Below are 21,921 nucleotides of genomic sequence, written 5' to 3' on the forward strand. Positions count from 1 at the left end.
AGTTGGCGATCGTCTGGCGGTTCGCGCGGCGCGCTCCAGCTGCACGGGGGCGACGCGCTATTTTCCCGCGCCGGCGGTCAAACCGCCCACGATGTACTTCTGCAGGAAGAGGAAGAGCACCATGACCGGCAGCGCCGCCAGTACCGCCCCGGCGGCGAACACCGACCAGTTGGAAGTGAACTCCTCGGACACGTAGGAGTACAGCCCCACCGCAAGTGTCTGGTTTTCCGGCGAGACGAGCACAACCGAGGCGATGACGAAGTCCGACGTGCTGGAAATGAATGACAGCAGCCCCACCACGGCCAGGATCGGTGCGACCAGGCGCAGGATCATGGTGAAGAAGATCCTGGCGTGGCCGGCGCCGTCGATCTTGGCGGCTTCGTCGATCTCCACCGGGATGGTGTTGAAGAATCCGTACATCAGGTAGGTGTTCACGCCGAGCGCTCCGCCCAGGTACACCATGATTAGTGCAATCTTGTTGTCGATCCCCAGAGCCGGGTACACATCGCCCAGCGAGGTCAGCAGGATGAAGATGGCCACGACTGCCAGCAGCTGCGGGAAGATCTGGACGACCAGCAGGCTGACCAATCCGAAACGGCGCCCGGTGAAACGCATGCGCGAGAAGCTGTAGGCCGCCAGTGCGCCGAGGAATACCGAAGCGGCGGCGGTGGTCAACCCGATGAGCAGGGTGTTTCCGAACCAAGCGGCGAAGGGCCGCTGCTCGTTGCGGAACAGGTCGACATAGCTTTGCAGGCCGAGCTGGGTGAACAACCCGTTGGATGAGAGCAGCGTTCCGTTGGGGTTCAGCGACGCCGAGAGCACGTAGAACAGCGGGAACGCCGCGTAGATGCACAGCGCCACGCCGATCAGGTGGCGCCAACCGGTAGTAGCGAACCATTTTCCGAAGCTGCGGCGTGTTGCGGGCTGCTGGACGGGAGTTTGCGTCGACATTAGTTCAGCTCCTCCAGAGCCTTGGTCTGCTTGAAGCTGATGACCGCGATGACGGAGACCAGCACGAAGATGATGATGGAGAATGCACTGGCCAGGCCGTAGTCGCGCTGGGAGCCGACGAAGGCGACCTTGTAGACCATGGAGATCAGGATGTCGGTGGAGCCCACGTTGAGCCCTGCCCCTTCGAGCCGCGGTCCTCCCTCGGTGAGCATGTAGATCACGTTGAAGTTGTTGAAGTTGAACGCGAACGAGCTGATCAGCAGCGGGGCCACAGAGACCAGCAGCAGCGGGAGCTTGATCAGGCGGAAGACCTGGAACGGCTTGGCACCGTCGATCTTGGCCGCCTCGGCCAGTTCATCCGGGATCGACTGCAGCGCCCCGGTGCAGACCAGGAACATGTAGGGGAAGCCGAGCCAGAGGTTGACCCAGAGCACGGAGAACTTCGCCAGCCACGGATCGGTCAGCCATGGGATCGGCGCACCGCCGAAGAGCACCTGGTTCACGAAGCCGAAATCCTTGTTGAGCATGCCTGCCCAGACCAGGCCGCCCAGGAACGCCGGGAAGGCATAGGGCAGGATCGAGATGACTCGGTAGATCTTGCGGCCCTTCATACGCAGGTCGTTGAAAACCAGCGCCAGGAACAGGCCCAGGAAGAAGGTGGTGGCCACCGACAGCAGGGCGAAGGCGAAGGTCCATGCGGTCACCGATCCCAAGGCGGTGCGAATGGAGGAGTCGGTGAAGGCCTTGGCGAAGTTGTCGAAGCCCACGTTGATCGACCAGCCGGGCATCAGCTGGGTGCCGTCCGGGGCGGTGAAGGCGCCGACGCCGGTGTCGCTGTAGACCACCGAGGTGGTGGAGTCCGTCATGGTTCCGGCGGCCTCGTCGTAGACCAGGTTCGACGTGTACTGGTAGGCGGTGCGCCCGTCGGAGGTGCACAGCGACCCCTGGGCCGGGTCATCGCTCATCGGCACCGCCAGGGAGGTGACTTCCTGCTGGCGGCCGAGCAGGTCGGCGAAGCTGAGCTGCGTGTATCCGGCAAGCTCATCCGCGGTGATCGGCTCCAGCGGCTGCTCCGTGGTGCCTGCCATCTGCACCCCGTCGCGCTCGACCAGCAGCGACAATTCACCGCCGTCATCCAGCACCGTCACGGGCAGCCCCGGGGAGTCCGGGACGCGGCTCTGGTTGGACTGGAGCAGCGCCATGACTGCGTCGTCCTTGTCCGAGTTGTGGCCCGAACCGTAGTTGGTGAAGGCGATATAGCCGGTGTAGCCGATCACGAACACCTGGAAGATCAGCAGGAAGATGGTGCCCGGCAGCAGGTACTTGGCCGGCAGCCAGCCCCGCTTGAAATACACGACGTTGATCACCAGCGTGATCACGGCAACCACGGCGGCGATTGCCCAGGCCTCGCGGCCGATGGCGGTGAACAACGCGAAAATGGCGGTGGCGTCCACGATGCCGATCATCGCGATCTTGGCCAGGATCAAGCCGGTGGAGGTTGACGCTGCGGTGGCCAGCCGCTGGGCGACCGGGGACAGGGCGCCGGCCTGCGCCGTGTCGCCGCTGCGCGGCGGCTTCTGGTGGGTTAGTGACATTTGTGGCTTGTTCCTGGGTCGGAGGTCGGCGAACGCGCGGTGCGAGGAGTGCCGCACTGCAGAGGGCTGGACGCGTCGGAGCGGCGGCTTGCCGCTCCGACGCGTCACGCACGCGGACGTGCTGCGGTGCTACTTTGAGATGGCCTTCTCGATATCGGTGGTCATCTGCTTCCAGCGCTTGGCCGGATCGGCCTTGCCGGAAATGATCTCTGCTTCGGCGACTCCCCAGAATTCCCAAACGGCCGCCATTTCAGGGATATTCGGCATCGGAACCCCGTCTTCGCCGACCGCGCCAAAGGCTGCGATGGTTTCATCGGACTTGGCCGCCTCGAAGGCTTCCTTGTTGGCGGGCGGACGGTTGCCCACTTCGTAGAGCTTGGTCTGGACCTCGGCGCTGCCGATGTAGTTGGTCAGGAACTCCGTTGCCGCCAGCAGGTTTTCGGTCTTGGAGGAAACGAAGAAGCCCTGGACTGCTACGAACGGCTGCGCCTCGTCGCCGCCGGCGCTTGGGATCGGGTCGATGGCCAAGTCGATCTTGGCGTCTTCGACGGCGTCCACATTCCATGGGCCGGTCAGCAGGAATGGCGAATCACCGGAAATGAACTTCTCCTTGGCGATATCCGCATCCACGGAGGTCTTCAACGTGCCGGCCTCGCCCTGGTCGGCAAGCCACTGGGCGAATTCAAGGCCACCCTCGTTGCCGATTCGAAGGTCGCTGGGATCGTAGGCGCCGTTTTCATCGGTTCCGAAAACCGGAGCGTCAAAGGAGGTCTGGAACGGGTAGGCGTGGAACGGGTCGCCCAGCTCCGAGACCTGGACCAGGAACGGGAAATCGGTGCCCGCTTTCTCGCCCTCGGCGATCATCTCGTCGAAGGTTGCCGGGGCCTTGTCGACCAAATCCTTGTTGCGCAGCAGTGCCAGGTTTTCCGTTGCGTACGGGACACCGTAGGTGTTGCCCTCGTAGCTCATCGCGTCGATGGCGACATCCTGGAAGTCGGCGCTCTTGTCGCCGAGCTCTACCGGCTGGACTACGCCGTTGTTGACGAGGTTGCCCAGCCAGTCGTGGGCGCCGATGGTGATGTCCGGGCCCTTGCCGGTCGGCACCTGCTTGAGAAAGTCTTCCTGGATCTTGGAGAAGTCCTTGATCACCAGATCGACCTTGACGCCCGATTTGGCCTGGAAATCCGCTGCGGCTTCCTTCAGGACCGGCTCGCGGTTGGCATCGACCCACACGGTCAGCGATCCGGCTTCGGCGGCGGCCGGCGAGGACTGCGCAGCCGTTTCCGAAGGCTGCGGGGCTGAACTGTTCGAACCACCGCAGGCGGTCAGGGAAAGCGCCGCAATTGCGGTCACCGCCCCACCCAGAAGAAGGGAGCGCTTGTTCACCATCATGGGGTGTCCTTTCGTGACAACTTTGTCCAGAGGACCGGATCGACTGCGATTCACCGCGGTATGGGCCGGTCGGTTCTTTCGAGTGCGAGTGGCAACTCGAATGTAAGCGTTTCCAGAGTGGCATAGATCATGCCCTTTGACAAGAATTTCACGTAAATCAGTCATTTTCGTACCAGATTCCCTAAAACAGGCAACACCTAGCGGCGTCTAGTTGGCCAAAAATGCAAGCGTTTACATATGCTGAAAATTCGTTTATGGTTACCGTCATGACTGAAATCCGCTCCCTCGCAGAGACCCGAGAGCCTGAGGCAGCAGCCGAATGGTGGCGCTCCTCGGTGATCTACCAGATCTATCCACGCTCCTTCGCTGATGCAAACGGCGACGGCATGGGTGATCTCCCCGGAATCACTGCACGGCTGCAATCCTTGTCAGACCTCGGGGTCGACGCCATTTGGCTGTCCCCCTTCTTCACATCCCCGCAAAAAGACGCCGGCTACGACGTGTCGGACTACTGCGACGTCGATCCGCTGTTCGGGACGCTGGAGGACTACGATGTGATGGTCGCCCGCGCCCACGAGCTGGGGCTGCGCGTCATCGTGGATCTGGTGCCGAACCACTGTTCGGATCAGCACCCGTGGTTCCAACAGGCGCTGGCGGCCGCGCCGAGCTCCCCCGAGCGTGAGCGATTCATCTTCCACGATGCGCCGGATGAAGGTCTCCCGAACAACTGGGAATCGGTCTTCGGCGGTCCCATGTGGACGCAGACGGAAAATCCTGACGGCACCCCGGGACAGTACTATCTGCATATCTTCGATTCCTCGCAGCCGGACTTCAACTGGCACAACGAGGAGGTCCGGGCGATGTTCCGTGACGTGCTCCGGTTCTGGCTGGACCGCGGAACCGACGGCTTCCGGGTGGATGTGGCGCATGGGTTGATCAAAGCCGACGGACTTCCCGATTACGAGGTCGACCCGACCGGCGCGTCGATGGGCGGCACGGAGGAGCTCGCCCCGTGGTGGGGCCAGGATGGCGTGCATGAAATCTACCGCGACTGGCGCAAGGTACTGGATGAATACGAGGGCGAACGCGTGCTGTGCGCGGAAGCCTGGGTCAGCCCGCTGTCCCTGATGGCCAAGTGGGTCCGCCCCGACGAAATGCACCAGGCCTTCAATTTCCCGTACCTGTCCTGTGACTTCGACGCCGCCCAGATCCGCACCACGATCGACGAATCGCTGCGGGAATTCGCGGCCGTCGGCGCACCGAGCACCTGGGTGCTGTCGAACCACGACGTGGTCCGCCATGCAACCCGGCTGGCGCTGACCGAGGACAACCCCCAGGGCGAGGGCATCGGCCCGCTGACCCCGAACCTCCCTGATCCCGCCGTCGGCCTGCGCCGCGCCCATGCGGCCAGCACGCTGATGCTTGCGCTGCCCGGCGGAGCCTACCTGTACCAGGGCGAGGAACTCGGGCTCCCGGAAGCCGTCGAGCTACCGGACGAAGCGCGCCAGGATCCGACCTGGTTCCGCACCAACGGCAAACGCTACGGCCGGGACGGTTGCCGGGTCCCGATCCCTTGGGAAACAGGAGCACCCGCTGCGGGCTTCTCCCCCACTGGAAACAGCTGGCTGCCGCAGCCCGCGGGGTGGGAAGACTACGCCCGGGACGTTCAAAGCGCGACCCCCGACTCCACCCTGAACCTCTACATATCTCTACTCCGACTGCGCCGCAATCACGATCTGGGGGTGGGGACACTGGAATGGCTGGACACCGGCGACCCCGACGTTCTGGCCTTCAAGAACAATGACGTGGTGGTGGTCTCCAGCTTCGCAGGCTCCGAGCGCGAGCTGCCTGCCTGCACCATAGGCTTGACCGTCATCGCCTCCAGCGCACCTCAGCCGTCGGAACGGCAGATCGCAGCGGAATCCACTGTATGGTTACGCGGCTGATCGCCCCAGCAGGTAGTCTGGTGAACAGGGCGCGACTGGCCTTCCCGGTTCCGTCGCGCCCAGTCAAACCTATTTTGTATTTTCATCCACCACTGTGTCGGAAGGAATTTCTTGGCCGGCATCAAGGACGTAGCCCGAGCCGCGGGCGTCTCCGTGGCGACCGTTTCGCGCGCGCTTTCCGGACGCGGCAACGTTTCCCCTAGCGCGCTGGCCGCGGTCCAGCAGGCCGCCCACGATCTGGGGTACGTGGTATCTTCCACCGCCTCGGGGTTGGCCTCCGGGCGCACCCGGAACATCGGCGTACTGGTACCGGTAATCAACCACTGGTTCTACGCCAGCGTGCTGGAGGGCATCTGCACGGCCCTGATGCGCGAGGGCTACGACACCACGCTTTACCAGCTGACCAAGGATCCCGCACAGCGGCACCAGATCTTCTCCGATTTCCTGCAGCGCCAACGGGTCGACGCAGTTATCGCAGTGAACGTCGAACTCAGCGAGACCGAAGTGGTGGCCCTGCACGCACTGGACAAGCCGCTGGTCGGAGTAGGTGGTCCGCTGCCGGGTGTCCCGACTTTGCAGGTGGACGACGAAGCGGTATCCGCGCTGGGCACGGCGCACCTGCTGTCCCTGGGGCACACCCGAGTGGGCTACATCGGTGGTTCATCGGAAACCGATGTGGATTTCCGTGTCCCTTCCCACCGGCGCATCGGCTACGAACGTGCGCTGGCCGAAGCTGGCATCGACCTCGATGAGGCTCTGTGCGTCGGCGCAGACTTCACGATGGCCCAGGGATACACGGTGGCCAAGCAGCTGCTGGGAAACCCGGATGCCCGTCCCACCGCCATCTTCGCAGCCAGCGACGAAATGGCTATCGGCGCCATCCTAGCTGCCAGGGATCTGGGAATGCAGTTGCCCCGCGAGCTTTCGGTGGTCGGCGTGGACGACCACGAACTGGCCGAGTTCTTCGGACTGACCACCATCCGGCAGCTTCCGCACGAGCAGGGTGAACTCGCCGTTGCGATGCTGCTGCGCTCCATCCGCAAGGAGGAACCAGCACGGGCCCACACACTGGGCCACGAACTGATCGTACGCAACTCCACCAGCCGGCCGCCGGCCGACCATTAGCCACTCCTGGAAGCAGCCCTATTTGCTCCCAGGTTTACGTCCCGAAAAGGGCCAGGCGGCCCGCGTCGAACGCGGGCCGCCTGGGCCTTGGATAGCTACGCCGGCATCGGCGGCTGAGACTAGTTCGAGTGGTGCTTGCGCTCGACCTCTGCCTCGTGGGCGGCCGCGGCCGCCAGCTCCTCGTCGATGTCCTCCACGTGCAGGTTACGCCCGCGGGTCTCGCCGACCCACAGCACAGCCGCCACGGAGATGATGGTCAGCACCATGATGTAGATGGCGATGGAGATCGAGTTGCCGGTGGCTTCGAGCAGGATCTGCGCCACGGTGGCAGCGAACGCGCCGCCGAGGATCGCACCCAGCGCGTAGCCAATGGAGATGCCCGAGTAGCGGATGTGCGCCGGGAACATCTCGGCGTACATGGCCGACTGCGGCCCGTAGGACAGGCCCAGACCGATGGTCAATACGAAGACCGCCACGCCGTAGAGCATGATGTTGCCGGTATTCACGAGCAGGAACATCGGGATCATCCAGACGAACACCAGCGCGTAGCCGATCACGAATGTCGCGCGGCGGCCGATGACATCGGACAGCCAACCGCCAACCAAGGTGAAGATCAGCCAGCCGAACGAGCCGATGGTGGTCGCAAGCAGGACCGGCGCGACCGGCATCTTCAGCACGGACGTGGTGTAGGAGATGAAGAACGCGATCACCAGGTAGCCGGCGGCGTTGTTCGAGATGAAGATCAGTGCGGCCTGGATCACCTGCTTGAAGTTGCTCCGCATGAGCTCCTTCAGCGGGGTGTGCTCCGAAGCCTTGCGCAGTGCCATCTGCTTGAAGATCGGGGATTCCTCCACCGCGCGGCGGATCATGTAGCCGACGATGATCAGCACGACGGACATCAGGAACGGGATGCGCCAGCCCCACGCCTGGAACTGCTCGGGAGTCATCGAAATGCGCAGGACGTACAGCAGACCGGTCGCCAGGATCATGCCCAGGGGCACACCGATCTGCGGGAAGGCGCCGAAGTAGCCACGACGGGTGTCCGGGGCGTGCTCAACGGCCATCAGGGCCGCGCCGCCCCACTCTCCGCCGGCCGAGAAGCCCTGGATGATGCGCAGCGCCACGAGCATGATCGGTGCCGCGATGCCCACGGCAGCGTAGGTCGGCAGCACACCGATCAACGCGGTGGCTACACCCATCAGGATCAGTGTCAGGACCAGAATGCGCTTGCGTCCATAGCGGTCACCGAGGTGTCCGGCGACGATGGCGCCCAGCGGGCGGAAGAAGAAAGAAATGCCGATCATGGCGAAGGAGAGAATCTGTGCCAGACCCGGGTTCGATTCGCCCAGCGGGGCGAGGAACAGCGGAGTCAGCAGCGTTGCCGTCAGCTGGGCGAAGATGAAGAAGTCGTACCACTCGATCGTGGTGCCCACCAGGGTGCCGGCAAGGACCCGGCGCTCCTCCTGAGTGCGCGAAACGTTCTGAGACATAGTGAATGATCCCTTGATGCGAATTAAGTTACCGACCGTTCGGACAGTTACGTAGACAACACTATAAACGACAAGTGAATCACCTCACAACATGGAGTGATCCATATTTCACAGCAGCGAGGTCCGGGTCACGAAAAATCGCCGGGTTACCCACGAAATTAACGAACCGCCAGCGCGATCTGTTCTAATAGAGAACACGAGGACCAGAATTCCCATTCGCTTAAACCAACGGTGCCCGGCCCTGTTCCTGGTCCGCCCCGCGCCAGAATGACTATCGACATGCCAACTTCGCAGACACTTTCCCGAGGCATTCGCGTGCTGGAAATCGTCGCCGCCTCACCGACCTACCTGTCCATCGCCGAGGTCGCCGCCGAGCTCGAAGTGCACCGCTCGATCGCCTACCGCATTATCCGGACGCTGGAAAACCACCGGTTGCTGAGCCGGGACGACGCCGGGCTTATCCGACCCGCCTCCGGACTTGCCGTGCTGGCCCGTTCGGTGCAGCGCGATCTGCAGGCCGCGGCGACGCCCGAACTGACCACGCTGGCCAACAAGCTCTCCATGACCGCGTTCCTCGCGGTGTGGGAACACGATTTGTGCACCACGCTGCAATCCGTGGAACCGCTGCATTCGCACAGCGCCATCGTGCACCGGCCCGGATCCGTGCACGGCATGGATGTCGGCGCCGCAGGCATCGCCATCCAGTCCATGTACACCAAGGAACAGTGGCAGGGGCTGGATACAGAGATCGAATACCGGGCGCAGGCGCGCGAAGCCCGGATCGACGGATACGCCACGAGCGAGAACGAGGTCATCCAAGGCGTTGCGTCCATCGCCGTGCCGATCCCCAGCCCGCTCACCACCCCGGCGTCGCTCGCAGTGGTATTCGCGGCCAGCACCGTCACCGACCGGAACAGCGTGATCCGCGCACTGAAGGAAGCAGCGCTGAACATCGCCGAGGAGCTGGGCAGCTAAGCGCCAGCCGGCTGGACACGCTGGCTGAAATACGAGCGCGAAAAACAAACCCGCCGATGGAATCCGGAAATTCCATCGGCGGGTTCGTGCGTGAAGCTGCAGGTCCTAGCGGACGCGCTTCAGGGAGGCGGCCCGGGAGGCGAGGACCTTCATGATCACGCCGGCCAACAGGATCACGAAGGCTCCCCCGGTGGCGACCCAGAATGCTCCGAGGTAGCCCAGCGAGTCGGCCAGCAGGCCTGCCAGTCCGTTGCCGATGGCGGTGCCCACGACGATGCCCGCCGAGAGCATGGTCATCACGGTGGACAGTCGCTGCGGCGGCGCGACCTCGCCGCCAAGGGTCATCACGGTCACGATCACCGGGCCCACCGCGAAGCCTGCCACGAACAACGCGGCCAGCATCCAGGGGGTCGAATCGGCCACGTGCAGCCCGAAGCTGAGCACGCTCAGCGCGGCGCCGCAGGCGATCCAACGGCTGATCTGGCTGAAGCCCTGCGGCCAGGCGGCGACGGAAATCGCGGCGATGGCGCTGGAGACGCCCATGGCGCCGTAGAGCAGGCCGCCCTGGTTCGAGTCGCCCTGCGCCCCGGCGAAGGCCAGGGTGCCGGCGGCGGTTGAACCGAAGACGGTGCCCAGCGCGATCATGCTCAGCACCAGAGAACCGATCGCGGCAACCTGTCCCGCGGTGATCTTCACCTTGGCGGCGGAATGGGCGGCGGCTCCCGGCTGCAGACCCCCGGCGGTGCGGTGCATGGCGAACAGCGGCACGAGCACGATGGTCAGCGCGGCGGCCAGATACAGCGGAAGCACCGGGGAGACCAGCGAGGCCAGCAGGCCGACCGCCACCGGTCCGAACACGAAGCCGAGCTCGTCGAGCATGGATTCCAGGCTCAAGGCGGCGGTCAGCGTCTTGGGTTTCTGGTTCTGCCTGCGGGACATGGCGATCCAGCGGACCCTGGACATCGGGCCGACCTGCGGACCGGTGGCGCCGGCCAGCAGGCTCAGGGCGACCAGTGTTCCGACGGCGAGCTCGGAGCCGGAATTGGCGAACAGCGTGAAGGTGACCAGCAAGATGGTGTGCAGCACCGCGGCGGCCAGCAGCACCGGACGCTGTCCGCGCCGGTCGGCCAGGTAGCCGATGCTCGGCCCGCCCACGGCCGAGCCGAGCCCGACCATCGCAGCGGCCAGGCCGCCGAGGCCGTAGGAACCGGTGTTGGCGGTGACCAAGGTCATCGAACCGATGGTGAGCATGGCCAGCGGAAGGCGGGCCAGGAAGGTCAGCGGAATGTATGGCAGTCCCACCATGGGGACCAGCGCCGAATATCCGGATTTCATCGCGGATTCCTCAGCATTTTCGCGCGACAAGATATGTTGAGACAACACAACTCCATGACGAAGCGTGCGTCGTCCCACACCCCCCGACGCACAATCTGCCCAAATATGCCGATTGGCACTATCCTCAACATAGCCAGCCCCACCGGACATGTCCAGTTCTAGATGGACACCAGCGGCTGCACCTCGCGTTCGATGCGCGAACCATGCTGGGTCTTCACCACCGTCACCCGGTTGGTGATCCGCTGCTTCATCTCCGCCACGTGCGAGACCAGGCCGATGGTCCGCCCGCCGGCGCGCAGGTTCTCCAGCGCGCTCATGACCTGCTCCAGGGTCTCGGCGTCCAGCGAGCCGAAGCCCTCGTCCACGAACAAGGTCTGCATGTCCACCGCGCCGGAGTGGTGCGAGATGACGTCGGCCAGCCCCAGGGCGAGGGCCAGCGAGGCCATGAAGGTCTCGCCGCCCGAGAGCGTCTGGGTTTCGCGGTGCTTGCCGGTCCAGGCATCCAGCACGCGCAGGCCGAGCCCCGACTTGTTGTTGCCCTGCTTGGAGTCGTCGTGGTGCAGCGAGTAGCGCCCGCCGGACATGACATCCAGGCGCTGGGAGGCGGCCACTGCTACCTCCTCCAGGCGCGCGGCGAGCACGTAGGTGCTCAGCGTCATCTTGTAGAGGTTTTCTCCCCCGCCGCGGATGACGTCGGCCAGCCCGCGAAGCCGCCGGTAGGCCTCGATCACCGGCCCTGAATCCGCGCGCAGCGCCTCCAACGCCGCCACCGACTGCTCGTGCCGGGTGGCGGTGGTCTGCGCCAGCACTTCGCGCTCGCGGGCCTGCTCGAAATCGGCATCCGCCTGGGCCACCGACTCGGCGGCCAGTTCGAGATCCAGTTCGGTGGGAGGCTCGATGCCCTCGGCGGCCAGCTTCGCGGCGCGACGGCAGTCCTCCGAGGCTTCCAGGGTGGTGATGGAGCTGGCCCGGTCGGCATCCGCGGCGGCCAGCGCGCGCAGCTGTGCGCGCTCGGCCTGAGGAAGCAGCGCGGCCTCGTGGGCGGCCGGATCCGGGAAGCCTGCGGCCTTGCGCTCGGTGTGCCAGGTGTTCTCCGCCTTCAGCGCCGCCGCATCGGCCTCGCGATAGTGGTAGACGGCGTTGTGCCCCCGGGTGTAGTCGGCCACGGCCCGCTGCAGCTTGTCGACCAGCTGCTCCAGGCTGCCTTGGCCCTGGCGGACCTTCTCCAGCTTGGCATCCAGGTCCGCAAGCTTCTCGGCCAGCGCCTCGGCGGCCTTCACCGCGGCTGCATGCTCCACCGCTGCCTGCGTGGCGCGCTCCGCTTCCGATTCGATCCGGGTGCGCAGCCGATCGATTTTTTTGATCACCGCGGCGATCCGGGCCTGTTCCTGCTCGGCGGTCTCCAGCTGCTTGGCGCCGGCGGCCAGCTGCTCGCCGAGCACGTCGACGGGCTGCCCGGCGGCCGCTTCGCTGGCGGCCTCGAACTTGGTGACGGCGATGTCTCGTTTGCTGGTGGCCGCATCCAGCGTGGCGCGTTCGGCGCGGACTGCGTCGTCGAGCCGCTGGATCTGCTCGTCATCGACCAGCTCCGCTCCGGCATCGGCCTGGGCGGGGTTCGGATGCTCGGTGGCGCCGCAGACCAGGCAGGCCTGGCCGTCTTCCAACGCCGCGGCCAAGCGCAGGGCACTCTGTTCCAGCTGCTGGCGCTGCAGCGCAACCAGCGACTTTTCAGCCTCGACAACTTTCAGGCTTTGTGCGGCGAAGTCCGATTCGGCCGTTGCCAAGGTCTTTTCCAGCTTGTCGCGGGTCTTCGCATGCTCCAGACGGCTGGCCAGCAGCTGGGTGGATTCGCGCAGCTGCTGCACCAGCGCGGCCGCGGATTCCTGGTCCAAATCCTGTTCTTCCAGAGCTGCGCGTTCGGCGCGCAAGACGGCAAGCTGCTGGTCGGCTGCGGTTTTGGCGCTCTGCTGGGCGGCGACCTGGGCGGTGAGCGCGTCGAGCTTGGACACGAGCCCGGCACGGCCGGCCTCCTCAGCGGCCGCGTCCTTAGCCCGGGTCAGCTCCGCTTCGTTGTCCTTGAGCAGCTTGGCCAGCCGCTGCTGGGTGTCGGCGTCGGCCTGGCCGGTGACATCCCATTCCTTGGCAAGCTTGGCCTGGATCTCGCGCCAGGCGGCGGCTGTGGCCCGGTGCTTCTGCGCGGCCTGGTCGGCCTGCTCCTTGTAGGCCTTGACGGCAACGGCCCGGGCATCGCGGTCGAGTTTCTCCCCGGCGGCTTCCGCGGCCGGATGCTGTTCGGCGTAGGCCGCCTTCAGCTGCGCCAGCTCCTGCCGGCGGGCGAACACCCGGACCTGCTCGGCCAGGTTGGCCGAACGCTCCCGCGCGGCGGACAGCTTGGTGCGCAGCTGGCCTGCGGCGTCGGCGAGCCGGTGGTGGGTGCGCACGATCCGCTGTTGGTAGGCCTCGAATTCCTGCTCCACGCCGATTGCCTCGGCGGCCGGGTCGTCCCCGATTTCCTCCGCGATGTCCACGGCGGGCTCGGCGCCGCCACCCGTTTGTGCAACCGGTTCGAGAACCTCATGGACGGCCAGGAAGCCGGTGGCCTCGGCGCGGATCGCATTCTCGCTGGCGGCCAGCGTCGATTCCAGCGCCTCGGTCTTCTGGCGCTCGGCGGCCAGGCGTGCGGCGAATTCGACCTCGATGGCGGCATAGTCGCTGGTGTCGAAGAGGTTGGCCAGCAACTCCTCGCGGTCCTTGGCCTTCGCGCGCAGGAAATCTGCGAAGCCGCCCTGCGGCAGCATCACGACCTTGGTGAACTGGTCGCGGTCAAGCCCCAGCAGCCCGCCGAGCACCTGCCCGACCTCGTCGTTGCGGGTGGAGAGCTGCTCCCAGGCGCCGCCGGTGAATTCGCGCAGCAGGCTCACTGCCTTCTGCTCGGTGACCTTGTTCTTGCCGCGCTTGGCCGGGCGCATCCACGCCGGGGAGCGGGTCACCTCGAAGCGGCGGTTGCCAATGGTCAGTTCGCAGACCACCTGCGGTTCAAGCCCGGCGGCGGCGTGGTCCGAGCGGATCTGGCGGCTGCCGGTGCGGTTGCCGGGCAGCGAGCCGTAGAGCGCATAGCAGATGGCATCCAGGATGCTGGACTTGCCGGCGCCGGTGGGTCCGTCGAGCAGGAACAACCCGCCCTCGGCGAGCTCGTCGAAGTCGACCACCTCGGTTTCGGCGAACGGGCCGAACGCCTGGATCTGCAGCTTGTGGATTCTCATCGGCTGACCTGTGCCTCTCGGGTGCGCTGGATGACTGACTGGAGGATGTCGCGTTCGGCTTCATCGGCCGCGCGTTCGCGCACGTGCTCGATGAAGTCCTGGACAACCTCCTCGGTGCTGGCTGCCTTGGCCAGCCGTTCGGCGTAGCTGGTCGGCTTGTCCTTGTCCTCGATTCCCTGCGGGTCGAAGTTCAGCACCACGGTGTCCGGGAAGCGGCCGCGGACCGCCTGCATGGCGTCGGCAGGGCGTTCCGGGTCGGTGAGCGTGACCTGGCACCAGGCGTTCACCGCGTATTCCAGCTCGGGGTCCGCCAGCAGCTGCTGCAGCTCGCCGCGCAGGATCACCAGCTGCTTCGGGACACCCAGCAGCACCTCCTCGATGCCGGCGATCCCCTGCGGGCCGGTTTCGATAATCCACACGCCCTTCTTGTGGTTCGCCTCGGAAAAGGAATAGGCCAGCGGCGAGCCCGAGTAGCGCACATGCTCGCGCACCTGCTGGCGGCCGTGCAGGTGGCCCAGGGCCGAATAGTCGAAGTGCTCGAAAAGCTCCACCTGGACCACGTCCAGGTTGCCGGTGCTCAGTTCGCGTTCCGAATCGCTGCCGACTCCCCCGGCGGCGAACAGGTGGGCCAGCGACACGCAGACCACCGCGGTGCCCTCGGCGCGCAGCTGTTCGAGGTGCTCGTCGATGAGGGTGATGGCAGCGGCCACCACCGCCTGGTGGGTGGCCTTCTGCACGCCCAACTGGTCCATGACCATCCGCGGCTCCAGGTACGGAATGCCGTAGATCGCCACCCGGTGGTCCGGCGCGTCGAGCACCGCCGGCTGCAGCATGCGCTCGAGATCCGCGATGATGTGCACCCCGGCGGCGTCCAGCAGGTCCGCGCCGAAGTTCAGCCGCGAGGCGGAGTCGTGGTTGCCGCTGGTCATGATGATCCGCGCCCCGGTGCCGGCCAGCTCGCGCAGCGCCCAGTTGCACAGCTTCACCGCATCCACGTGGGGCAGCGCCCGGTCGTAGATGTCCCCGGCAATCAGCACCGCGTCGATGTTCCGCTCGCGGGTGATGTCGATGATCTCCTGGAGGACCGCCCGTTGGGATTCAAGCAGCGAAGCGCCGTGGAAGGTGCGGCCCAAATGCCAGTCTGAGGTGTGAAGCAATCGCATAAAACCCACCTTATGCAAAACCACCGACACAAAGGACATTAGACTGGGAGATGTGAATGAAACCGGTGAAATTGCACTCCTGCCAGAGAACTACTCAGACAAGGTGTTCGCCATCCTGCTCGGCTTGGCCGACGGCGCAACCCACGCCCGCGACGACATCGATCCCGGTGCCACCGAAATCCTCCCGCTCTACCTGGCCGACGGCCTGCTCGAAGCCCTCGAATGGGCCAACGACGGGGTGGCCAGCGACGAAGCCGCCTGCATGTGGCTCGCCGCGCTGCGCGGCTACAACAAGCTGGCCGGGTCCTTCCCGGACAACGCCCCGCAGCCGCTGAACCGCTGGATCGACGAGGAATTCTCCCGCGTGGAGATCTTCGAGACGATCCACCCCGGCGACCCGCTGAACCTTGCCGGCCTGGACTCCAAGGACATGGGCCAGCCCGGGCGCCCGACAGGTCCCGGCGCCGACTCCACCGGCGTGCTGCCGCGCGCCGCGATCGCCGCGCTGCTCGGGCGCGTGCCGGTGAGCACCACCGCGACCCTGGCCCGCGCTGCCGCGTACCTCACCCACGACGCCCAGGCCGCCGAGACCTGCATCGCCGCCGCGAAGATCATCCGCTCCGCCATGGAACGCGGCGAGGACGCCGCCGCCGAGTGGCAGCAGCTGCTGGAGCCGCTTCAAGGCACCGCCGCGCAGGCGCTGCGCGAGATCGTGTCCCGCGTCGGCGAGGGGCTCGGCCAGTCGCCGGTCGACGCCTACAACGCCTACTTCGCCGAGGACGAGCAGGAGCAGGCCGAGGAGGACTCGGACATCGCCGCCATGCCGGCAGCTTCCTCCCAGGCCGAGGTGGTCCGCGATCCGGAGGTCGACGCCTACGCGGTGGCCCTGCTGTCGGCCATCCACGGCTCGGATGCGGTGGGCGAACGCCCAGCCAGCGCGCTGGATGACATCATCTCCGAGCTGCACGACCGCTGGATGGCGCTGCTCGTCTAGCCCGCACCAAGCCCGGATAAAAACGCCGCGCACCCTTCGGGGTGTGCGGCGTTCTGTTTTAGGTGGCCTGCTATGCGTGCGTGCCGTGCGGGTCGGCGCTTCCCGGCTGCGTGGTGCGCAGTCCCGGGGCGAAGCTAAGGAACGCTGCGGCGGCTCCGGCCAGGCCCAGCCACAGCGCGGTGTCGAACACGGTTTTGGCGACGATCCCGCATTCGCCGGCCGCGGCGCCCAGATCCAGTGCCCCGGCGGGCATGCCGCAGGCGGCCCCCTGGAAGGAGAGCGGACACAGCATGGCCAGCGCTGCAGCGCCGGTCAGCAGGACCGCGCCCCCGGCGATGCAGGCGCCGCAACGGGCCATGCGGGTGCGCCGGGCCAGGAAGATGGCCAGGCAGGCGGCGAAAAGCAGTCCCGCCAGCGACAGGACAAAACCTGCCGGCGGTTCGGAAAGAAAATCGATCATGCACAGTGCTTCGTTCGGCGGCTAGTTCAGTGCAAACCTATCAGCTGCGCGGCGTGCCGGAGGTGAACACCAGCAGTATTCCCAGTGAACTGGCACCTAGGCGGTCAGCCCGAAACCGCCGACCATCTGCAGGAATTCGCCCTCGGAGATGATGGACACGCGCTGGCCCTTTTCGCGCAGGCGCAGCACGTGTTTGGCCTTGTTGGTCAGCCGGCCGGTGGCCAGATCCTGCGGGACGAAGCCGTCGCCGACCACCAGTGCGGTGGTGGCGCGGGTGACGCGGGATGCCGACTGGGCGCCGTGCTCGGCCGCCATTTCCTTGGCCTTGGGCCGCGGCAGGCTCAGGTTGCCGGTGAACACGATGACCTGGCCGTAGAGCGGGTGGCTGGGATCCGAATCCAGGTTCGGCTGCGGGTTGGGGCCTTCCTGCGGCCAGTTGCCGAACTCACCCTGCGGGGGCAGCGGGTTGCCGGAGGCAAGCCAGCCCTGCGCGTCGCGGGTGGCACGGGAAAGCGCGTCGCCCGGGTTCCAGGCCTGGGTCAGGCCAAGCCCCACGCGGTAGTGGTCGGCGGTCTGCAGCACCGAGCTGGTGCCGCTGCGCTCGGCCATGTCGATCATCGCCCAGGCGCAGGCCACGGAGTCGGCGAGCGCCTCGTGGTGGTTCTCGATGGGATGGCCGGCTTCTTCGGCCACGAACGGCAGCGAGTAGCTGGGCAGGTCGTAGGCCTTGCGGGAGAGCTTGACGGTGCACAGGTGCGCGATCTGCGGCACCGGGCGCTCGCTGGCCTCGGAAGCCGCGCGGATCACCCCGGAGTCGAAGGCGGAATTGTGCGCCACGAGCACGTCGGAGCCGACGAAGTCCAGCAGGTCAGGCAGCTTCGTATCCACGCGCGGAGCGTCGGCGACCATGTCTGCGGTGATGTGGTGGATGGAGACGTTGCGCGGGTCGAAATGGTCGAATCCTGCCGGCGGCTTCATGAGCCATTGCTCGGTTTCAACGATGCGCCCGGAGCGTACCTTAACCAGGCCGACCGAGCAGGCCGAGCCGATAAATCCGTTTGCTGTCTCAAAATCTACTGCAGTGAAGTCCAAAGCCACGCCACACAGTTTACTCTGCTTTGCAGCTCCTGGCTGTGACGCAGGCCTGGTGGGGCGCGCTCCCGGCGGCACCTTCTCGTGGGCGGACGGGTTGCGGGCCGAGTTGCCAAGGTGCCGCTCCAGATCCCCGCATCTTCGTGGTGACCAGTGTTTTCATCGGTATTCGGACGGCCTGCCGGGCCGCGACTACTTTCTGGTTTCCGCATCCACCCCGCAAGGCGTCTCACATGGCCGCACGACGAGCGGGCATGGCAACGGCGGACCGGGGTCCTGCCGCATTCCGCACAGGCTCCCCGGTCCGCCGTATCTCCAGGACTTCGTCTCCCGTGCCCTAGATGGTGGCCTTGCGCAGGGTCAGGTAGGACGATCCCGCCAGCAGGACGGCCAGTCCTGCGCCGAGTGCCGTGACCCCCGCCGCGGTCCAGCCTGCCAGCCAGCGGCCGACCTCGGGCCAGCTTTCGGTCAGCGTGATCAGCGCAACCGTTCCCAGCAGGGCAAGCCCCAGTCCGATGGTGAAGACCAGCACTCCGGTGGTCCGCCAGCGCATGTACAGCGTCGCGGCGTAGAAGCCGACCATGAACAGCAGCACCGTGAGCATGAAGTAGAACAGGATCTGCGTCAGCCAGTTGTTCTCGGCGATCCACTGCAGGGCGAAGAACCGGCCGTCCACTCCCCAGCCACCGGTGGCCTCCTCCAGCAGGCCCATCAGGTAGTAGAAGACTGCCAGCACCATGGCGCAGCCGCCGAACAGCGCGAGAGTTCCCAGGTAGAAGCTGCGCCGCGAGACGCTCATGGCCATCGCGAACGGGAAGGTGAGCGTCAGGGCCTGGATGCCGAGGGCCAGGAAGTACCACATGGGCGCCTGGGCACCTCCGCCGTAGAGGGTTCCTTCGCCTCCGCCGCGGCGTACCAGGTACCAGACGGCCAGGGTGAACAGGAACGATCCGGCCAGCACGATCAGGGGGATGCCGATGAACGTCCACTTGTTGATCAGTTGCATGCGTGCGACTTTCATGATGCGGCTCATTTGATGGCCTGCCTCTCGGTAGTCTGTTCCCGGTCCGATTGGGAGCTCAGCGTGCTGCGGACCACCAGCTGCTGCAGCGATACGGGGCTGAGTTCCAGCCCCAGGATCTGCGCCCGTTCGCGCTGTTCGGCGGTGAGCCGGGCGCGGATGGAAATACTGGCCAGCGAGCCCAGTGCATCGCGGTGGATGACCGGGTAGCCGGCGATGAATTCCTCGACCTTCTGGGCGCTGCCGGTGACGGTGACCGCCGCGCCCTGCAGATCCTCGGCCTCGGAATCGATGATGATCCTGCCCTGGTCGATCACGATCACGTGCTCCAGCAGGTTGGCGACCTCGTCGATCAGGTGGCTGGAGAGCACGATGGTGCGCGGGTGCTGCGCGAAGTCCTCGACCAGGCGGTCGTAGAAGATCTGCCGGGCCACGGCGTCCAGTCCCAGGTAGGGCTCGTCGAAAAAGGTGATCTCGGCACGCGAGGCCATCCCGATGATCACGCCCACCGCGGAAAGCTGGCCGCGCGAAAGTTTCTTGATCCGCCGATTGAGCGGAAGGTTGAAGGCCTTCACCAGGTCCTGGGCGAGCTGCTCGTTCCAGTTCTCGAAGAAGATAGCCGCGGCGCTGAATGCCTGTCGGACCTTGAAATCGTCAGGGTACTTCTGCGATTCGCGGATGAAGCACAGCCGCGCCAAGGTGGGGTCATGCTCAAAGGGTGTGTGCCCGAAAATTTCAGCCGTGCCCCGGTCCGCGAAGTTCTGCCCGGTGAGGATGGACATCAACGTGGTTTTGCCCGCTCCGTTGCGTCCGAGCAGCCCGTAGATCCGGTTCGGCGCGAGATTGAGGCTGACCCCATCCAGCGCCCTGACATCCTTGTAGGTCTTGGCCAGGTCCCGGGTGGTGATGGCTGGTGTTTCACTCATGGCTCATTCCTGCCTGTGCTTCTAAGTCCGGCGGTGTTAACCGGCCGAGGTTGATTTGATCATGGCAATCAGTTCATCCATTTCGATCCCGAGCTTGGCCGCTTCGGCGGTCAAGGGTGTGACGAACTGTTTGGCGAAGTGTTCCCGGCGGCTGCTGCGCAGCTTGGCCGGCGCGCCCTGGGCGACGAACATTCCGATGCCCCTTTTCTTGTACAAAAGCCCCTCTTCCACCAGCCTGTTGATGCCCTTGGCGGCGGTTGCCGGGTTGATCCGGTAGAAGGCGGCGAACTCGTTGGTGGATGGAACCTGCGACTCTTCGGGCAGGGTTCCGGAAATGATGTCGTTTTCGATCAGTTCGGAAATCTGCATAAAGATCGGCTTGGAATCATCGATCATCTTTGCTCCTCTCCACGCCCGATCCCACACCTTACTTAGTGGGTTCGTTACTCATGTAACTAACCATAGGACCTTGGCAATGGTGACGCAATACCTCGGGGCGAATGGATTCTAAGAATTCTCAAACTGCTTGCTCAAGCAAAGTCGTCCAACGCCCGGATTCCCGCGGAAATCCAGCGATTCCATTCACAGCAAAAAGCTCCGCCGGAAGCCCGTTGACCCGCATCTGACCTGCGCCTTAGGTGTTTCAGGAGGCAGCCAAAGAAAGCACACAGTCACTGGTACAAAGCTGAAAGCGCCCCTCCCCAACGTCCCCTCCAAGGAAGAAACCCCATGAATATCCTGCTTTTCGCCGCCGTGGACCTGGTAGCCATCGCGGTGCTGGCCATCGGCCTCTACCTGCCCCGGCATCGACGACGCGATCTGGTGGTGTCCTACTTCGGCATCAACATCGGCGTTTTCGCCGTGGCCGCGGCCCTATCCGGCAGTTCCGTCGGCATCGGCATGGGACTCGGCCTGTTCGGCGTTCTGTCGATCATCCGCCTGCGTTCCACCGAGCTTGAGCAGCATGAGATCGCCTACTACTTCTGCGCCCTGGCCATTGGCCTGATTGCGGGCATGGCCCCGGATCCGCTGTGGCTGCCGATCGCGCTGATCACGCTGATCCTGCTGGTCATGTTCGCCGCCGACGGCTCCAAGGTGCTGCCCCGCTACCGACACCAGGAAATCGTCCTGGACCGGGCCGTGGGCGGCGACGAGGAGCTGCACGCCTATCTGTCCTCGGTGCTTCCCGGTGCCCGGATCCACCAGTGCACGGTGCAGCAGGTGGACCTGGTCAATGACAAAACGATCGTCAAGGTCCGCTTCTCCGCCGCCGCGCCGTCCAGCGGGCTTGGCGGCCCTGCTTCGGCCAGACCCGTTCCGCCGCTGCCGCACACGAAGCCGGCCGGCACCGCACTGACCGCCGAAAACCACGAAGTCATCTCCCAGGAGTCGCGATGAACCGGGAAACCGTCACGGATTGGGTCCATCAGCTTCCCTCCATCACCTTGGAGGAGCTCAACGACAACGCGGCGCTGCAAACCCGTGTCGACCGCAAGTACATCCTCACCGCAGCGCAAGCAGGTCAGCTGCTCCCGGCGCTGGCCGCCGGGGCCCAGGTGCTGCAGATCGACCAGCTGCGCAGTTTCAGGTACTCGTCGGTCTACTTCGACACCCCCGAATTGGTCAGCTTCCACCTCGCGGCCCACCCGCGCCGGCGGCGCTTCAAGGTCCGCACCCGAAGCTACCTGGACACCGGTGCCTGTTTCCTGGAAGTCAAGACCGAAGGCGCACGGGAGCAGACGGTCAAGGAGCGCATCGAACACAACCCGGCTGAACGCAGCAATTTGGACGCCGAAGCCCGCGACTACGTCCGGCAGACGCTGGAGCACGAACTGGGCGACTGCCGAATCGACGTGGAACTGCTCGCACCGGTCATCGAGTCCTCCTACCGGCGCACCACCCTCTACCGGGCCGAATCCGGCAGCCGCGTCACGATCGACGAGCAGCTGCGCTGGGCCGATCCGCTCGGGGACGGCCTGCTGCGCTGCAACGAGGTGGTGCTGGAGACCAAGTCGGCGCTGAATGCCGGGGAGGTCGACCGGCTGCTGTGGCGCCACGGGGTGCGCCCCTCGCGCATCTCCAAGTTCGCCACCGGAATGGGCCTGCTGCACGCCGGGCTCCCGGCGAACCGCTGGCACCAGAGCACCAAATACAAGATCACCACCGAGTTTTCCCTCCAGGACTAGGAGCACG

18 protein-coding genes are annotated in these 21,921 nt (G+C 65.3%); 6 read left to right on the forward strand and 12 right to left on the reverse strand.

The features are described 5' to 3' along the window. Positions 1–57 precede the first annotated feature (57 nt). The 3 genes from ATC04_RS11550 to ATC04_RS11560 all read right to left on the reverse strand — a co-directional run bounded on the left by ATC04_RS11550 (position 58) and on the right by ATC04_RS11560 (position 3,938). Positions 58–951, reverse strand: coding sequence for a sugar ABC transporter permease (locus ATC04_RS11550; RefSeq protein WP_047118786.1), 894 nt, complete (start codon positions 949–951; stop codon positions 58–60). Further along, positions 951–2,546, reverse strand: coding sequence for an ABC transporter permease subunit (locus ATC04_RS11555; RefSeq protein ID WP_047118785.1), 1,596 nt, complete (start codon positions 2,544–2,546; stop codon positions 951–953). Before ATC04_RS11555 ends, ATC04_RS11550 begins: the two co-directional genes overlap by 1 nt. A gap of 129 nt (positions 2,547–2,675) precedes the next feature. Further along, the gene (locus ATC04_RS11560; RefSeq protein ID WP_047118784.1) at positions 2,676–3,938 is read right to left on the reverse strand and encodes a maltose ABC transporter substrate-binding protein; all 1,263 of its coding nucleotides are present in this window, start codon (positions 3,936–3,938) and stop codon (positions 2,676–2,678) included. A 266-nt stretch (positions 3,939–4,204) separates the two neighbouring features. Here ATC04_RS11560 and ATC04_RS11565 point away from each other — a divergent pair, with 266 nt between their 5' ends. Continuing rightward, positions 4,205–5,884, forward strand: coding sequence for a glycoside hydrolase family 13 protein (locus ATC04_RS11565; protein WP_047120660.1), 1,680 nt, complete (start codon positions 4,205–4,207; stop codon positions 5,882–5,884). A 111-nt stretch (positions 5,885–5,995) separates the two neighbouring features. Continuing rightward, positions 5,996–7,009 (forward strand): LacI family DNA-binding transcriptional regulator, encoded by a 1,014-nt coding sequence (locus ATC04_RS11570; protein ID WP_047118783.1) that lies wholly within the window; start codon positions 5,996–5,998, stop codon positions 7,007–7,009. 119 nt (positions 7,010–7,128) lie between these two features. Here ATC04_RS11570 and ATC04_RS11575 read toward each other — a convergent pair whose 3' ends face one another. Beyond that, positions 7,129–8,499, reverse strand: coding sequence for an MFS transporter (locus ATC04_RS11575; protein ID WP_047118782.1), 1,371 nt, complete (start codon positions 8,497–8,499; stop codon positions 7,129–7,131). A gap of 279 nt (positions 8,500–8,778) precedes the next feature. Here ATC04_RS11575 and ATC04_RS11580 point away from each other — a divergent pair, with 279 nt between their 5' ends. Then, the gene (locus ATC04_RS11580) at positions 8,779–9,474 is read left to right on the forward strand and encodes a helix-turn-helix domain-containing protein (RefSeq protein WP_047118781.1); all 696 of its coding nucleotides are present in this window, start codon (positions 8,779–8,781) and stop codon (positions 9,472–9,474) included. A gap of 105 nt (positions 9,475–9,579) precedes the next feature. Here ATC04_RS11580 and ATC04_RS11585 read toward each other — a convergent pair whose 3' ends face one another. From ATC04_RS11585 to ATC04_RS11595, 3 genes are all read right to left on the reverse strand, one after another. Beyond that, a complete protein-coding gene (locus ATC04_RS11585; RefSeq protein ID WP_231735969.1) occupies positions 9,580–10,809 on the reverse strand; it encodes an MFS transporter in 1,230 nt (409 codons plus the stop codon). A gap of 158 nt (positions 10,810–10,967) precedes the next feature. Then, positions 10,968–14,072, reverse strand: a complete 3,105-nt coding sequence (locus tag ATC04_RS11590; protein WP_047118779.1) for an SMC family ATPase — start codon at positions 14,070–14,072, stop codon at positions 10,968–10,970. Further along, positions 14,069–15,235 (reverse strand): exonuclease SbcCD subunit D, encoded by a 1,167-nt coding sequence (locus tag ATC04_RS11595; protein ID WP_047118778.1) that lies wholly within the window; start codon positions 15,233–15,235, stop codon positions 14,069–14,071. Before ATC04_RS11595 ends, ATC04_RS11590 begins: the two co-directional genes overlap by 4 nt. A gap of 52 nt (positions 15,236–15,287) precedes the next feature. Between ATC04_RS11595 and ATC04_RS11600 the strand changes: the two genes are divergently transcribed. Next, positions 15,288–16,229 carry an ADP-ribosylglycohydrolase family protein gene (locus ATC04_RS11600; RefSeq protein ID WP_052772310.1) on the forward strand — a complete coding sequence of 314 codons (942 nt, stop codon included), beginning with the start codon at positions 15,288–15,290 and terminating at the stop codon, positions 16,227–16,229. A 70-nt stretch (positions 16,230–16,299) separates the two neighbouring features. Here ATC04_RS11600 and ATC04_RS11605 read toward each other — a convergent pair whose 3' ends face one another. From ATC04_RS11605 to ATC04_RS11625, 5 genes are all read right to left on the reverse strand, one after another. Next, the gene (locus tag ATC04_RS11605; protein ID WP_047118777.1) at positions 16,300–16,689 is read right to left on the reverse strand and encodes a hypothetical protein; all 390 of its coding nucleotides are present in this window, start codon (positions 16,687–16,689) and stop codon (positions 16,300–16,302) included. A gap of 96 nt (positions 16,690–16,785) precedes the next feature. Next, the gene (locus ATC04_RS11610; RefSeq protein ID WP_047118776.1) at positions 16,786–17,787 is read right to left on the reverse strand and encodes an exonuclease domain-containing protein; all 1,002 of its coding nucleotides are present in this window, start codon (positions 17,785–17,787) and stop codon (positions 16,786–16,788) included. Positions 17,788–18,118: 331 nt separating this feature from the next. Further along, positions 18,119–18,802: a hypothetical protein gene (locus ATC04_RS11615; RefSeq protein WP_231735970.1), complete on the reverse strand. Its 684-nt coding sequence runs from the start codon at positions 18,800–18,802 to the stop codon at positions 18,119–18,121. A gap of 8 nt (positions 18,803–18,810) precedes the next feature. Beyond that, entirely contained in the window at positions 18,811–19,728 is a 918-nt protein-coding gene (locus tag ATC04_RS11620) for an ABC transporter ATP-binding protein (RefSeq protein WP_047118774.1), read from the reverse strand. Between the two features lie 36 nt (positions 19,729–19,764). Next, complete coding sequence (locus ATC04_RS11625) at positions 19,765–20,124, reverse strand: GntR family transcriptional regulator (RefSeq protein ID WP_047118773.1); 360 nt, start codon at positions 20,122–20,124, stop codon at positions 19,765–19,767. Positions 20,125–20,457: 333 nt separating this feature from the next. Here ATC04_RS11625 and ATC04_RS11630 point away from each other — a divergent pair, with 333 nt between their 5' ends. Then, a complete protein-coding gene (locus ATC04_RS11630) occupies positions 20,458–21,126 on the forward strand; it encodes a DUF4956 domain-containing protein (RefSeq protein ID WP_082123846.1) in 669 nt (222 codons plus the stop codon). Continuing rightward, positions 21,123–21,914 carry a polyphosphate polymerase domain-containing protein gene (locus tag ATC04_RS11635; RefSeq protein ID WP_047118772.1) on the forward strand — a complete coding sequence of 264 codons (792 nt, stop codon included), beginning with the start codon at positions 21,123–21,125 and terminating at the stop codon, positions 21,912–21,914. Before ATC04_RS11630 ends, ATC04_RS11635 begins: the two co-directional genes overlap by 4 nt. The last annotated feature ends 7 nt before the right edge of the window (positions 21,915–21,921 follow it).

The sequence above is a fragment of the Arthrobacter sp. YC-RL1 genome, from assembly GCF_001454985.1.
GTDB classification, from domain to species: domain Bacteria; phylum Actinomycetota; class Actinomycetes; order Actinomycetales; family Micrococcaceae; genus Glutamicibacter; species Glutamicibacter soli.